Source organism: Zavarzinia aquatilis (assembly GCF_003173035.1).
Classification (GTDB): domain Bacteria; phylum Pseudomonadota; class Alphaproteobacteria; order Zavarziniales; family Zavarziniaceae; genus Zavarzinia; species Zavarzinia aquatilis.
This window is the reverse complement of record NZ_QGLE01000004.1, coordinates 1-13,392: the sequence shown is the minus strand read 5'-3', so window position 1 is coordinate 13,392 and position 13,392 is coordinate 1. Positions and strand designations below refer to the sequence as shown.

Annotated in this window: 12 protein-coding genes; 3 read left to right on the top strand and 9 right to left on the bottom strand. The window is 67.9% G+C overall.

The genetic code is table 11. From position 1 onward, the window contains the following. Positions 1–96: 96 nt before the first annotated feature. Entirely contained in the window at positions 97–723 is a 627-nt protein-coding gene (locus DKG74_RS08440; protein WP_109905180.1) for a cysteine hydrolase family protein, read from the top strand. A gap of 61 nt (positions 724–784) precedes the next feature. Here DKG74_RS08440 and DKG74_RS08435 read toward each other — a convergent pair whose 3' ends face one another. Both DKG74_RS08435 and DKG74_RS08430 read right to left on the bottom strand, forming a co-directional pair. Continuing rightward, the gene (locus tag DKG74_RS08435) at positions 785–2,239 is read right to left on the bottom strand and encodes a catalase (protein WP_109904680.1); all 1,455 of its coding nucleotides are present in this window, start codon (positions 2,237–2,239) and stop codon (positions 785–787) included. 29 nt (positions 2,240–2,268) lie between these two features. Then, complete coding sequence (locus DKG74_RS08430; RefSeq protein WP_109904678.1) at positions 2,269–3,123, bottom strand: alpha/beta hydrolase; 855 nt, start codon at positions 3,121–3,123, stop codon at positions 2,269–2,271. Between the two features lie 128 nt (positions 3,124–3,251). Between DKG74_RS08430 and DKG74_RS08425 the strand changes: the two genes are divergently transcribed. Next, complete coding sequence (locus DKG74_RS08425; protein ID WP_165837597.1) at positions 3,252–6,272, top strand: PAS domain S-box protein; 3,021 nt, start codon at positions 3,252–3,254, stop codon at positions 6,270–6,272. Here the strand turns inward: DKG74_RS08425 and DKG74_RS08420 are convergent. Both DKG74_RS08420 and DKG74_RS08415 read right to left on the bottom strand, forming a co-directional pair. Continuing rightward, positions 6,247–6,873, bottom strand: a complete 627-nt coding sequence (locus tag DKG74_RS08420) for a response regulator transcription factor (protein WP_109904674.1) — start codon at positions 6,871–6,873, stop codon at positions 6,247–6,249. The genes DKG74_RS08425 and DKG74_RS08420 overlap by 26 nt on opposite strands. Positions 6,874–6,935: 62 nt before the next feature. Next, complete coding sequence (locus tag DKG74_RS08415) at positions 6,936–7,316, bottom strand: response regulator transcription factor (RefSeq protein ID WP_109904672.1); 381 nt, start codon at positions 7,314–7,316, stop codon at positions 6,936–6,938. A gap of 482 nt (positions 7,317–7,798) precedes the next feature. On the opposite strand from DKG74_RS08415, the gene DKG74_RS08410 reads away from it, so the two are divergent. Then, the gene (locus DKG74_RS08410; RefSeq protein WP_109904670.1) at positions 7,799–8,659 is read left to right on the top strand and encodes an alpha/beta fold hydrolase; all 861 of its coding nucleotides are present in this window, start codon (positions 7,799–7,801) and stop codon (positions 8,657–8,659) included. Here DKG74_RS08410 and DKG74_RS21730 read toward each other — a convergent pair. The 5 genes from DKG74_RS21730 to DKG74_RS21725 all read right to left on the bottom strand — a co-directional run. Then, on the bottom strand, positions 8,643–8,765 hold the full coding sequence (locus tag DKG74_RS21730; RefSeq protein ID WP_165837596.1) for an integrase core domain-containing protein: 123 nt from the start codon (positions 8,763–8,765) through the stop codon (positions 8,643–8,645). The genes DKG74_RS08410 and DKG74_RS21730 overlap by 17 nt on opposite strands. Before the next feature lie 206 nt (positions 8,766–8,971). Next, on the bottom strand, positions 8,972–9,772 hold the full coding sequence (locus DKG74_RS08400; protein ID WP_109904666.1) for a SapC family protein: 801 nt from the start codon (positions 9,770–9,772) through the stop codon (positions 8,972–8,974). 4 nt (positions 9,773–9,776) lie between these two features. Beyond that, positions 9,777–10,334 carry an invasion associated locus B family protein gene (locus tag DKG74_RS08395; RefSeq protein WP_109904664.1) on the bottom strand — a complete coding sequence of 186 codons (558 nt, stop codon included), beginning with the start codon at positions 10,332–10,334 and terminating at the stop codon, positions 9,777–9,779. A 1-nt stretch (position 10,335) separates the two neighbouring features. Then, positions 10,336–12,054 carry a ShlB/FhaC/HecB family hemolysin secretion/activation protein gene (locus DKG74_RS08390; protein ID WP_109904662.1) on the bottom strand — a complete coding sequence of 573 codons (1,719 nt, stop codon included), beginning with the start codon at positions 12,052–12,054 and terminating at the stop codon, positions 10,336–10,338. After that, on the bottom strand, positions 12,051–13,392 hold a 1,342-nt coding region (locus DKG74_RS21725; RefSeq protein WP_279340862.1), incomplete at its 5' end, for an MBG domain-containing protein. The genes DKG74_RS21725 and DKG74_RS08390, both read right to left, overlap by 4 nt.

The following is a 13,392-nucleotide window of genomic DNA, read 5'->3' as shown; positions in this document are numbered from 1 at the left end:
GCGGTGACACGAGTGTAGGACTGCGGCGTAACCCACAGCGATCGGACAATGGCCGGCGGCGAAGCCCCTTCGTCACCCCTCCAGGAGAGCGCCTCCATGTCCCGATCCGACACCCCGAGCTACGAACCGGCGCGCAGCGCCCTGCTTTTCGTCGACCCCTACAACGACTTCCTCGCGGAAGGCGGCAAGCTCTGGCCACTGGTCAAGGAGGTCGCCGAGGCCCAGCAGCTGCACGACAATCTCCGCGCTGTCCTCGCCGCCGCCCGGGCGGCCGGCCTGCCGGTCTTCATCGTGCCCCACCGCCAATGGGTGCCGGGCGACCTCGAGAACTGGGATCATCCCTCGCCCTATCAGCTCGGCGCGGCGCGGCATCAGGTCTTCGCCAAGGGAAGCTGGGGCGCCGAATGGTTTCCCGATTTCGCCCCGCGGCCCGGCGATACCGTGGTCAAGGAACATTGGGGGGCCAGCGGCTTCGCCAATACCGACCTCGACATGCTGCTGAAGCAGCACAAGGTGACCCATGTCATCCTGATCGGCCTGATCGCCAATACCTGCATCGAGGCGACCGGCCGTTTCGCCGCCGAACTCGGCTACCATGTGACCCTGGTGCGCGACGCCACGGCGGCGGCGAGCCCCCTCGCCCTGCAATGCGCGCACGAGATCAACGGCCCGACCTTCGCCCATGCCATCCTGACCACCAGGGCCCTGCTGGACGCGCTCTGACCGCCGGACGCCGAAACGCCCCGCCCCGGTCCCCCGGGGCGGGGCGTCGCGTTTCAGGCCCCTATTCCGCGGCCTGTTCGACCGACAGACCGAGAGCGGCGGCGACCCCGGCGCCATAGGCGGGATGCGCCTTGGCGCAGTTGGCGATGTGGCGCCGCTTGGTCGCGAGGTCGGCGTCGGCGATGCTACGGGCCGTGTTCCAGAACAGGGACTTGCGCTCGGACACCGTCATCAGCTCGAACAGGGCGCCCGGCTGTTCGTAGTGGTCATCGTCCAGCCGGTGGTCCCAATGGCCCGCGACCCCGTCGAGCGGCAGGGGCGGTACGCCGGCGCCGGGGGCGACGTCCCATTCGCCGCGGGAATTCGGATAGTAGTGCGGCGTCGCGCCCAGATTGCCGTCAGTCCGCATTGCGCCGTCGCGGTGATAGGCATGGACGGGACAGCGCGGCGCATTGACCGGGATCGCGTTGAAATTGACCCCCAGCCGGTAACGCTGGGCATCGCCATAGGAGAACAGCCGGGCCTGCAACATGCGGTCGGGCGAGAAACCGATGCCGGGCACGATATTGGCCGGGCTGAAGGCCGCCTGCTCGACCTCGGCGAAGACATTGTCGGGGTTACGGTCGAGTTCGAGCACGCCCACTTCGATCAGCGGATAGTCGCGCTTCGGCCAGACCTTGGTCAGGTCGAAGGGATTGTGCCGGTGACCGCGCGCCTGTTCCTCGGTCATCACCTGGAGGCACAGGGTCCAGGCCGGGCGTTCCCCGCGCTCGATCGCCTCGAAGAGATCGCGCTGATGGCTCTCGCGGTCCTGGCCGATCAGTGCGGCGGCCTCGTCATCCGACAAATTCTCGATCGCCTGGCGGCAGCGCAGGTGGAACTTCACCCAGACCCGTTCCCCCGCCGCGTTGATCAGGCTGAAGGTGTGGGAGCCGAAACCATGCATGGCGCGATAGGATTTCGGGATGCCCCGCTCGCTCATGACGATGGTGACCTGATGCAGCGCCTCGGGCAGCAGGGTCCAGAAGTCCCAATTGTTGGCGGCACTGCGCATCCCGGTGCGGGGATCGCGCTTCACCGCGTGGTTGAGATCGGGAAAGCGCAAGGGGTCGCGGAAGAAGAAGACCGGCGTGTTGTTACCCACCAGGTCCCAATTGCCCTCTTCGGTATAGAATTTCACCGCGAAGCCACGGATGTCGCGCTCGGCATCGGCCGCGCCGCGCTCGCCGGCGACGGTCGAGAAGCGGACGAAGACCGGGGTCTTGCGGCCGATGCCGTCGAAGACCCTGGCCTTCGTGTAGCGGCTGATGTCGGCGGTCACGGTGAAACTGCCGTAGGCGCCCGAGCCCTTGGCGTGCATCCGGCGCTCGGGGATCACCTCGCGGTCGAAATGTGCCAGCTTCTCGAGCAGCCAGATGTCCTGGAGCAGCGCCGGCCCGCGCGATCCGGCGGTTTCGATGTTCAGGTTGTCGGCGACGGGGGCGCCATTCGCGTGGGTGAGATGGGGTTTGGTCATGGGGTCGGTCCTTCCGGTCTCGTCAGGGATCAGGCCGCCTTGAGGCGCGGCAGCCGGGCCTCGATCCAGGCCAGGATGTCGGCCAGAACCTCGTCCCGCCCCCGGTCGGCCAGCAGGTCGTGGAAATGACCGTCGTAGAGCTTCAGCGTCTTGTCCGCCGCCCCCGCAGTCTCGTGGAAGAAGCGGCTGCCCGCGGGCACGGTCGCCTTGTCGGCGGTGCCATGGAGGATCAGCACCGGCAGGCGGACGAGCGGGAAATCCCGGCGCAGACGCTCGTCGGCCCGGACGAGCGCGGCGACGGTCGCCGCCGGCTGTCTTTCACCCGCGATGAGGGGATCCGCGTTCAATGACTTGACGACGGCCGGATCTCGCGAAAAATCTTCGTTCCGAAGGCGCAGGACGGGCACCCGGGGGGCAATGTGACTGATCCCTTTGATCAGGCCGAGGGCGAAGGCGGGCGCGGGCACCTGGAAGGCGAAACTCTCGCAGATCAGGCCGGCGAGTTCGACCTGATGGTCGAGCGCATAGCTGCAGGCAACGACCCCGCCCGCCGAATGGCCCAGCAGATAGACGGGCAGGCCCGGCTCGCGCGCCTTGGCGAAGGCGATCAGTGCCGAGAGATCGGCCACATAGTCGTCGATACGCTCGACGAAGAAGCGCTCCCCGTCCGAGCGGCCGCGTCCCCGCAGGTCGAGGGCGTAGACGGCGAAGCCGAGGCGGGCCATGCGCTCCGCCGCCCAGAGATACTGGCCGCTGTGCGAATTGACGCCGTGGCAGATGGCGATCACGGCGCGCGCCGCCGCCGGGCGCCAGACCCGGGCGAAGATCCGGGGCGCGGTTTCGGGGATGAAGATTTCCTCGGTCGAAGGCGTGCTGTCGGGCATCGTGATCGTCTCCCCGTCGAAGGTCTCGGTAGGCCTTCGACAATGCGGGGGCGATGCCCGATGCTGAATATGGCGATAGGGTTGTCCGCCCTATACGAAAGTATCCTTCCCGAACAGGAGCGGCAGCGGTGAGCCTCGACAGCATCCTTGCCCTTGCCGAACTGGTGCCCGACGCCGTCGTCCTGCGCGGCCTCGACGGTCGCATCGGAAGCTGGAACACCGGCGCGGCCCGGCTCTACGGCTGGCCGGCGGCGGTCGCGGTCGGCGAGGACATCGACCGGCTGCTGCTCTCGCGCCACCCCTTCGGTCTCGAGGCGCTGCGCGACATGGTCCTGGCCCAGGGCGCTTTCGAGGGCGAGATCTACCGCACGAGGGCAGACGGGCGGGAATGCCGCCTGTCGATCCGGGCAGCCTTGCGCCGCGATGCCGAGGGCAAGGCCGTTGGCATCGCCGAATGGACCCGCGACACCGAGGACGCCAGCGCCTCCGAGATCGAGGCCCACCGCTATCGAAACATCTTCCACGCCATGGCGGCTTCCTTCTGGGAACTCGATTTCTCGCGCGTGCGGAAGGCAATTGGCGAACTGGTCGCCGCCGGCGTCAAGGACGTACCCGGTTACCTGCGCAGCCACCCCGACTTCATCGACGCGGCGATCGAGTCGGTTGCTGTGATCGACGTGAACGAAACCACCGCCGAGATGTTCGGCGCCCCGCGCGAGGTGATCCTGTCCGGCCCCATGAGCTGGGCCTGGCCCGCCGACAGCCGCCATGTCTTCGCCGAATCCCTGATCGCCGCCGCCCGCCGCGAAGACCGCTACAGCACCGAAACCGTGGTCACCGCCTATGACGGACGGCGCATCGACGCCCTCTTCACCGTCTGCTGGCCGAGTGGGCACAAGGCCAAGGGCACGGTGCTGGTCGGCGTCATCGACCTGACCGAGAGGCGCAAGGCCGAGGCCGAGCGCAAACGCACCGAGGAGCGTTACCGCCGTCTGTTCGAGGCCATGGCCGTCGGCTATCTCGAGGCCGACATGGAAGCGGTCGACGACCTGCTCGAAGACCTGCGGGCGGCAGGGGTGACCGATCTCGATCGTCATTTCGATGCCGAGCCCGCGCTGGTGCGCCGGGGCATCGAGGCGATCCGCCTCGTCGACGCCAACGAGAAGGCGTCGGAGCTGCTCGAGGCGCCGTCACGCCAGGCCGTGCTCGGCTCGGCCGGGCCCTTCGTGCCGGCGGAGAGTGAATGGGCCTTCCGCCGCGCCTTCGTCAGCCGTTTCCACCACCGTCGCTTCGACGCGGTCGAATTGCGCCTGTCGACCGCGCGCGGCGGCCTGATCGACGTGAAATTCACCACCTGGACCACGCCGGCCCGGCCGCGCGGCGAGAATGTGCTGATCAGCCTGCTCGACATCGGCGACCACAAGCGCGCCTACCGCGAGCTGGCGCTGAGCGAACATCGCTATCGCGATCTCTTCCATCACATGCCGGTCGCCCTGTTCCAGCTCGACATGAAGCCGCTCTTCGCCCGGCTGGCGGCCCTGCGCGCCGAAGGGATCGACGATCTGCCGGCCTATATCCGCGACCATCCGGCCTTCATCGACGAGGCGCTGCAATTGCCCCGGATCGAGGGCGCCAACGCCGAGGCCCTGCGCCTGTTCGAATGCCCGTCGGTCGAGGCCATGAAGGGACCGATCGCCTGGGGCTGGAAGCAGCGCCCGGATACCATCCGCCGCTCGCTGATCGCGCGCCTGACCGGCCGACCGTCCTACACCGAGGAGACGCAGGTCGATACCTGGGCCGGCAATGTCGTCGACGTCATCTACACCATGTCCTTCCCGGCGGAATTGATGGACCGGGGCATCAATGTCGTCGGTTTCGTCGACATCAGCGAGCGCAAGAAGGCCGACCGCGCCCTTGGCCAGAGCGAGCGGCGCTATGGCGACCTGTTCCGGCACATGCCCGTCGCGCTCTGGCAATGCGACACGTCGCGTCTCGTCGGGCTGCTGGCCGGATTGAAGCGGGCCGGCATCGCCGATCTTTCCGCCTACCTCGACGAGCACCCGGAATTCCTGCGCCACTGCATGGAATCGGTCACGGTGCGCGAGGTCAATGCCGCGACCGTGCGCCTGTGCGGGGGGCGCGATGCCGACCAGTTCGCGGGCACCACCGCCTATCGCTACTGGCATCGCAACCCGGGCCCGTTCCGCCGGTCGCTGGAGGCGCGCTGGGCCGGACGCGGCGGCCATTTCGAGGAGACGCGCATGATGACCCTCGCCGGTCAGGAGATCGACGTCGCCTTTTCCATCTCCTACCCGCCGGCACTGCAGGAGTTGGGCGTCACGGTGATCGCCACCGTCGACATCGACGACCGCAAGCGCGCCGAGGAAAGGCTGCGTCAGGCCCAGGCCGATTTCTCGCACGCGGCCCGCATCTCCACCCTGGGGGAATTGACCGCCTCGATCGCCCATGAGGTGAACCAGCCCCTGGCGGCCATTTCCGCGCTCGGCCAGGCCAGCCTGCGCTGGCTGAACCGGCGCGAGCCCGACCTGACCGAGGTCGCCACCCTGGCCCGCCAGATGGTCGACGACGCCCAGCGCGCCAGCGACATCATCGCGCGCATCCGCGGCATGGCCCTGAAACGCGATCCCGTGCTGTCGCCGCTGGCGATCAACGACGTCGTCGAGGATTCGCTGCTGATCGTGCGCCACGAATGCCAGTCGAAGGCGGTCGACCTCGCGCTCGACCTCGGCGAGGATATTCCGGACTTCACCGGCGACCGGGTCCAGGTGCAACAGGTGATCGTCAACCTGGCGCTCAACGCCATCCATGCCATGGCCGGCAACGGTCCGAAGCCGAAGCGCCTGACGGTCTCGACCCGCGGAGGGCGCGACGGCGAGATCCGCATCAGCGTCGCCGATACCGGCTCGGGCATCGCCGACGAGAATCTGGACCTTCTGTTCAATGGCTTCTTCACGACGAAACCCGAAGGCATGGGCATTGGGCTTTCGATCTGCCGGTCGATCGTCCAGGCCCATGGCGGCAGCATCAGCGCGGAAAATCACGCCGAGGGCGCGCGTTTCACCGTAAGCCTGCCCCCGCTGTCCGGCGCCGTCACCGCGGAGGTCAGGGCCGGCCATCCCCTGAATTGAGACGCTCCGCCATGCGCACCAGTTCCGCCAGGGTGCGCGCGCCCATCTTCTTCATGGCGCCGGCGCGATAGATCTTCACCGTGATCTCGCTGAGGCCGAGTTCATGGGCCGCCTGCTTGTTGAGCAGGCCGGCCGTGACCAGCGCCATCACCTGCCGCTCGCGCAGGGACAGGCTCTCGTGCAGGGCGCGCAGGGCCCGGATCTGGTCCCCCGCGGCGCGGCGCCGGACATCCTGGGCAATCGCGGCATTGACCGCGTCGAGCAGGTCCTGATCGCGGAAGGGCTTGGGCAGGAAATCCACCGCGCCCGCCTTCATGGCGCGCACGGTCATCGGCACGTCGCCATGCGCGGTGATCATGATCACCGGCAACTCGACACCGAGTTCGCGCATCCGCGCCTGGAAGTCGAGCCCGGACAGCCCGGGCAGCCGCACGTCGAGCAGCAGGCAGCCGGCGACGTCGGATGGCGCCGCGGCGAGAAAATCGAGACAGGATTCATAGGTCGCCGAGCGCATCCCGACCGAGCGCAGCAACGCGGCGACCGCCGTGCGCATGGAAGGATCGTCGTCGACGATGTGGACGATGGCCTCGGTCCCGGTCATGTCGACACCTCGCGAACGCGCCGATGCGGCGGATGATGCCAGAGGATATGCGATCCGTGCCATCAGTCTTCCCCCCTGTTGGCCAAGCCCTGCAATCGCGCGAGCAGGAGATCGGCGTCGATTGGCTTATCGAGGACCGTGACCGCGCCGGAAGACAGCGCCCGCTCGCGCAGGGGTCGATCCGGCAGGGCCGTCATGACCAATACCGGCAAGCCTGGATGCAGGCGGCTCAGGCGGTCCTGCAGGTCGAGGCCACTCATGCCCGGCATCTGGATGTCGGTCAGAACGGCATCCGGCATCTCCATCGCCGAGGCCGCCAGAAAGGCTTCCGCGCTCTCGAAGGCGCGGACGGCCATGCCCTCCGCGCGCAGCAGGCTCGACAGGGCCCGGCGCAACCCGTCGTCGTCGTCGACGATCGCGACGATCAGCGCCGCCACCGCCATTACCAGCGTCCGTCCCGGCCCGCGTGCCCGGCGACAGCCGTGGGCAGGGCCGGGGTCGGACGGGCGAAAGAGACGACGACGGCCATGACGGAACCTTTCCGGAGCGCGTCCGGCGACAGCCACCGTCCTCGACGCAAGTGCCATGGTGGGAGGGGGAGGATGTCCGGGCAAGTATACCTTGGTTTGGCAGCCAGCCCCGGCGGAAAGGCCGGGCGAGCCGGCCATGGGGGATGATCTGGCCGGCCCGCCCGTCGCGCAGCGGTCCGGGCGGAACCAAGGCGCGATCGCACCGGTCAGGGAGAGGGGCTGTCGCCGGTGCAGGGCCGAATCATTGCTCGCGGGTGCCCGCCCGCGCCATCGGACCGGGGATTGCCGGGATCACACCTTGGTATGGCTCCGCCAAGCGATCGGAGAATTTCCGCCTCGCCCGGTCGCCCTCACAGTGAGGGCCGGCAGCACGCGATATCCCGAGGGAGCCCGCCATGGACACGACCGCATCGACCGTCACGGCGACCACCGTCGCCACCCGCTTCGCCCAGATCGGGGGGCGCCGCATCGCCTATCGCGAGCTGGGCACGGGCATGCCGCTCCTGCTCTGCCTGCGCTTCAGGGGCGTGCTGGACAGTTGGGATCCCGCCTTCCTCGACCGTCTCGCCGCGCATTTCCGCGTGATCACCTTCGATTACAGCGGCCTCGGGCAATCTTCGGGCGAGGCCAGCTATCGCGCGGAAGCCCTGGCGCGCGATGCCATCGACCTGGCCGATGCCCTCGGTCTCGAGCGTTTCGTCATCGGCGGCTGGTCGCTCGGCGGCATGGCCGCCCAGGTGGTGACCGCGCTGGTGCCCGAGCGCGTGAGCCATCTCATCCTCATCGGCACCACGCCGCCGGGCCGGCTCGAACATGCGCCCGACCCCATCTTCTTCGAGCGCGCGCTGAAGCCCGAGAACGATCTCGAAGACGAGACCGTGCTCTTCTTCGAGCCCCTCTCGGCGCGCAGCCGGGCGGCGGCGGCGGCCTCGCATCTTCGCATCGCGGCGCGCGGCGCCGACCGCAGCCCGCCGATCGCTCCCGAGGTCTATCTGCGTCTGCTGAAGGATCGCAGCGCCGATGACCTGTTCCCCGACACCGCCGGCTATCGCGATTTCCTCGCCCGGGCCGGCATTCCGATCCTGGTGATCGCCGGCGACCACGAGATCGTTTTTCCGACGCCAAACTGGTACCCCCTCGTCCGTGACTGGGAGAGCCTGCATCTGTTCGTCCTGCCCCGCATGGGCCATGGCCCTCACCACGAAGCCCCCGAACTGGTTGGCGACCTGATCACGAGCTTCATCCACAATCGCTGATGCTCCATGGCGGCTCGGGGTTGTAATCCTCTATCCAGTCGGCACCCGCCTCGCGGGCGTGACGCAGGCTGAAGAACAGGGGCTCGTTCAGAAGCTTGTCCCGCATCCGGCCAGAGTTTGCGGGCGTGAGGTCAGGGACAGCAAAAGCCCACGGGCTTTCGCCCGTGGGCTGAATTTGGTTGCGGGGGCCAGATGTCATCGCAAATTGCTCTTCGACGCCGTCGCATGAGGCGGTGCCCCTGTCCCCGGCACCGTCTGCGCCGCGACCACCCCCGTAATGGCATCCCTATTTCATGCTTGTTAACAGCCTTGTCAGTTCGTCGTCGCCGGCTTGGCGACCGTGCCCTCGAACCTCAGGGCGAGATCGGGCCAGCGGCGCATCGACAGGAGATGGGCATAGACGGCCGCCAGGTAGCCGTTGCGGCGCCAAGCGAGGACAGTGTCGTCGGGCAAAGCATTGAATTTTTCCTCGTCGACGATCAGGAGGCCGACCATTTCGTGCCGCCCGCCCGCCCCCGCGGCGATCGTGATCTTGCGTTCCACCAGGAGGTCCGCCTCCATCAGCGCGGCCGACAGCGCCCGCGTCGCGACGATCTGGCGTTGATAGTCTTCGCAGAAGGCGAGCGCATGTTTGGCGACCGCGGTCGGCCCTGCACCGTCGAACAGGGGTTCGCCCTCGCCGCCTTCGGCCTTCTCGCCGATCACGCCGGCCGCCATGTCGACGCACAGCGGCAACCGTTCGCCGCCCTTGGGCTCGAACAGAATGAAGGGATAGCGCCGGACATAGGCCGGAACGGGATGGCCCTGCGCCCAACGCCCGTCCGCCTCGACGAAGAGATTGTGATCGCCGCCGAGACCGATGACGACGACCGGCGCCGCCTCGGCGCCGGGCACGAAGACGATCGGATAATGGCCCGCCATCTCGAAGAATTCCTCGGCCGTGACCGGCAGGGAATTGGTCTTGCGGGCGAAGCCGAAATCGGTCAGCGGCTGGAGGGCAATGGTGCCATGGCGGCCCGAATCCAGGATCTCGGGCCGTTCGTAGAACAGCGGCAGACGGGCGTCGGCGGATTCGACTTCCGCGGTCTTGGTTCCGGTGGTGACGGTCATCATGGCCTCACTTGGTCTTGGTGGCGGTTGCGGCAAGTCTGGCGGTCAGGGCATCGAGCGCGGCGGCGAAGCCCTTGAAGCTCAAGGGATAGGCCAGGGGCTTGCCCTGCTGGTCGAGCACGATGACAGTCGCGTCGTCGTGCCGGCGGAAGGGCTCGAGGGCATTCGCCTCGAGCAGGGTTTCGACGACGCACCCCTGGGGTTCGCATCGGGTGACGGGCCAGTCGGCGATATCCGCCCCCCCGTCGATCCGGATCAACACGCCGGGCTTCAGCAGGAAGCCGAGGGGCAGCACGATCTGGCCGATGTATTTCTTCTCCGTCGCCACATAGGCGAAGGACGTCTGCATGATCTGCCGTCCCGTGGCTCTGTCGTTCGCGGCCTGGACGATGTCGCAGGGCACTTCCGGCTGGCCCTGGGCGAGGCAGCGCAGGGTCCAGTTGCCGAAGGTCTGCGTCTCCATGTCCGGCGGCGTTTCGGCGGCACCCGCCGGCATGGCGCCGAGGGCGAGCAGCAGGACGGCCGGGACAATCCCGAAACGCGCCGAGCGGAACATTGATGTCATGTCAGAAGGATGCTCCCAGTTGGAAGAAGAGCCGGCCGCTGTCCGGCTTCGGCGTGTCGGCGGGATTGACGACGGGAAAGGCCAGCTCCCAGCCGCCGAAAAGTCCCGGTTGCAGTTGCAGGCGCGAGCCCAGCCCGACGGAGCTCAGGCTGTCGTGGCCTCGCTCCCGGGCACCAGAATCGCGCTGCCAGATCAAGCCGCCGTCGGCGAAGCCATAGCTCTGCCCCTGCACCTGAAGACCGCCGGCATCTTCGGGGGGCAATGTCCAGTACCAGATGGCCTCCAGGCGCAAGCCCAGGCCGCTGTCGCCGGAAATGCTCGAGGATTCGAAGGCCGAGCCGAAGCTGGTCGCGCCGAAACCGATTTCCTCCGAGGCCAGCAGGGGATCGAAGGCAAATTGGAAGGCGCCCCGGAACGACAGGGCGAAGACGGCCCCAAGCGGCTGGACCCGTCCGAATTCGCCCTTGAGACTGGTGAACCGGGGATCGCCGTTGGCGCGCGACAGATTCGTATCGCCCCGGTCGCTGGCCCCCGCGACACCGAGGCCTTGCGACAGGGTCAGGGAAAGATCGTCGGTGCCCGACCAGCCGTCGACGAAATTCAGATCGAGATTGGCCCGCAGGACCCGGAGGTGGTCGTCGTAGAGATTCACAGGCGACGTCCTGGCGAAGAAATCCGCCGTCGAGTCCCGCCAGTTGAATTCGATACCCGCGGCGAGCGACAGCCCGCGGGAGCGGATGATGGCCTGATCGAGGCCGAAATCGAAGGACTTCGCCTCGCCCTCGTTGTCGAAGGGTTCGAGGGCGGCCCCCGGCCGGGTCCGGCTGTAGGACGCCGCCAGGCTGACCACCATGCCGTCGTGCCAGAGCGGCTGCTCGACCCGCCCCAAGAAGTAGAGGAGCTCGTCGTCGATCGGGGCCGTGAACAGGGTAACGGTGGCGCGGCCATCCCAGCCGAAAAGGTCGTTCATCGTCAGGGCCGTCGTCGCCTGATAGGGGCCGAGGCTGGGCGTGCCGCGATTGTCGATCGAGACATAGCCCTGCAGCTCGTCCCGCGCCGGCACCAGGGTCAGATCGGCGGCCCCGGGGACGTCGGGCGACGCCGTCAGGATGGCCCGGACCGACAGACCGGCGATATCCTGGAGCAGCAACAGGTAGCGTTCCAGCACGGTACTGCTGAGAGGCCGCGAGGCCGCGATCTCCGCCGCCATCGCCGCGATCCGGCCCGACGGGTCCTCACCCTGGATCGTGACCTTGTCGACATAGCCTTCGAAGACCTGGAGCCGGACACGGCCATCGGTGATGCGCTGGGCGGGGACCACCGCCTGGCTCAGGACATAGCCGGCGTCCCGATAGGCGGCGGTAATCGCCGCCGCGATCTCGTAGAGCGTCGCCAGGGACACTTCCTGGTCCAGGTAGGGGGCGAAGAAGGGGAGCAGAGTCTCGCCGGCGATGGCCGAATTACCCACCAGATCGACGGCCTTCAGGGTGAAGGTGACGGCTTCCGCGCCGGTCGGCGCCGCCTGGGGCGTGACCTCGGGAATATCGATCGGCTCTGCGGGCGGCGTCACCACGGGGGGCAGGCGGATGCGATCCTCGATGCGGTCGGGCGCCGCACCGGACGGCAGGGTCTGCGCCCCGGCGGCGGCCGGAAGCATCACGGCAAAGGCGAGCAACGCCACCGCGGCCGGACGAGACAGGGCCTTGAAAATCCTGGTCATTGCAGCCAGCCCCTCCGGCCCTCGGCATCGCCCACCATCGGACTGCCGGCGGCGGCGGCACCGAACTGCAGCAGCGACCTGAAATAGGGATTCATCAAGAGCGGCTGCCCCCGTATCTCGATATGGAGCATGCCGAGGTCGATCGGCAGGGCGGCGAGCGGTGTCAGGGGCCGCGCCAGGAAGCGGCGATGCACGTCGTTCTGGGTGATGGTCTCGATCACACCGGCGTCTGGCAGTTCGGTCGCCGGGTCCGGGAAGATGGTCAGCACACCGTCGACATAGGCGATGTCGTAGTTGCCGGCCGACAAGCCGGATGCATGGATGGCATAGGCCCCGGGCGCTGCCCCCGCATCCGCGGCCGTCTCGAACACGAGGCTGCCCATCAGGACCTCGCTCCCCTCGCCGGCCACGAAGCCGTCATAACGCGCCGTGAACACCGGATCGCCCTCGCTCTCGAACCTCTCGGCATCCTCGGCCGTGACGGTCAGGGACGCCCGATCCACCGCGAGTGCGCCGGCCACATAGGTGATGGCATAGTTGCCCGAGCTCCGGCCCCCGGCCGTGATCGTGTAGCTCCCAGCATTCACCGCGCCCTGCGCCGTGCCGCCATAGCTCAGCGTCCCACCCAGGTCACCCGCGTCCTCACCCGCCACGAAACCGGTGTAGGTCACGCCGGCGCCGCCCGTGAAGTACTGGCCGTCATAGGTCTTCGTCGCGTCGGACGCCGTCACCGTCAGCGATTTACGATCGACGCTCAGTGTCCCGCCGACGTAACTGATGGCGTAGTTGCCCGAGCTCAGCCCCCCGGCCGTGATCGTGTAATTCCCGGCATTCACCGCGCCCTGTGCCGTGCCGCCGTAGCTCAGCGTCCCGCCCAGGTCAGCCGCGTCCTCACCCGCCACGAAGCCGGCGTAGGTCACGCCATTGCCGCCGTTGAACGCGACGCCGTCGTAGGTCTTCATCGCGTTGGCAGCGGTTACCGTCAGCGCCTTGCGATCGACGATCAGCGTCCCGTCGACATAGCTGATGGCGTAGTTGCCCGAGCTCAGCCCCCCGGCCGTGATCGTATAGCTGCCGGCATTCACCGCGCCCTGCGCCGTACCGCCGTAGCTCAGCGTTCCACCCAGGTCACCCGCGTCCTCGCCCGCCACGAAGCCGGCGTAGGTCACGCCAGCGCCGCCCGTGAAGGCCACGCCGTCATACGTCTTCGTCGCATTGGCAGCGGTTACCGTCAGCGCCTTGCGATCGACGTTCAGCGTCCCGCCGACATAGCTGATGGCGTAGTTGTCCGAGCTCAGGCCACCGGCCGTGATCGTATAGCTGCCGGCATTCACCGCG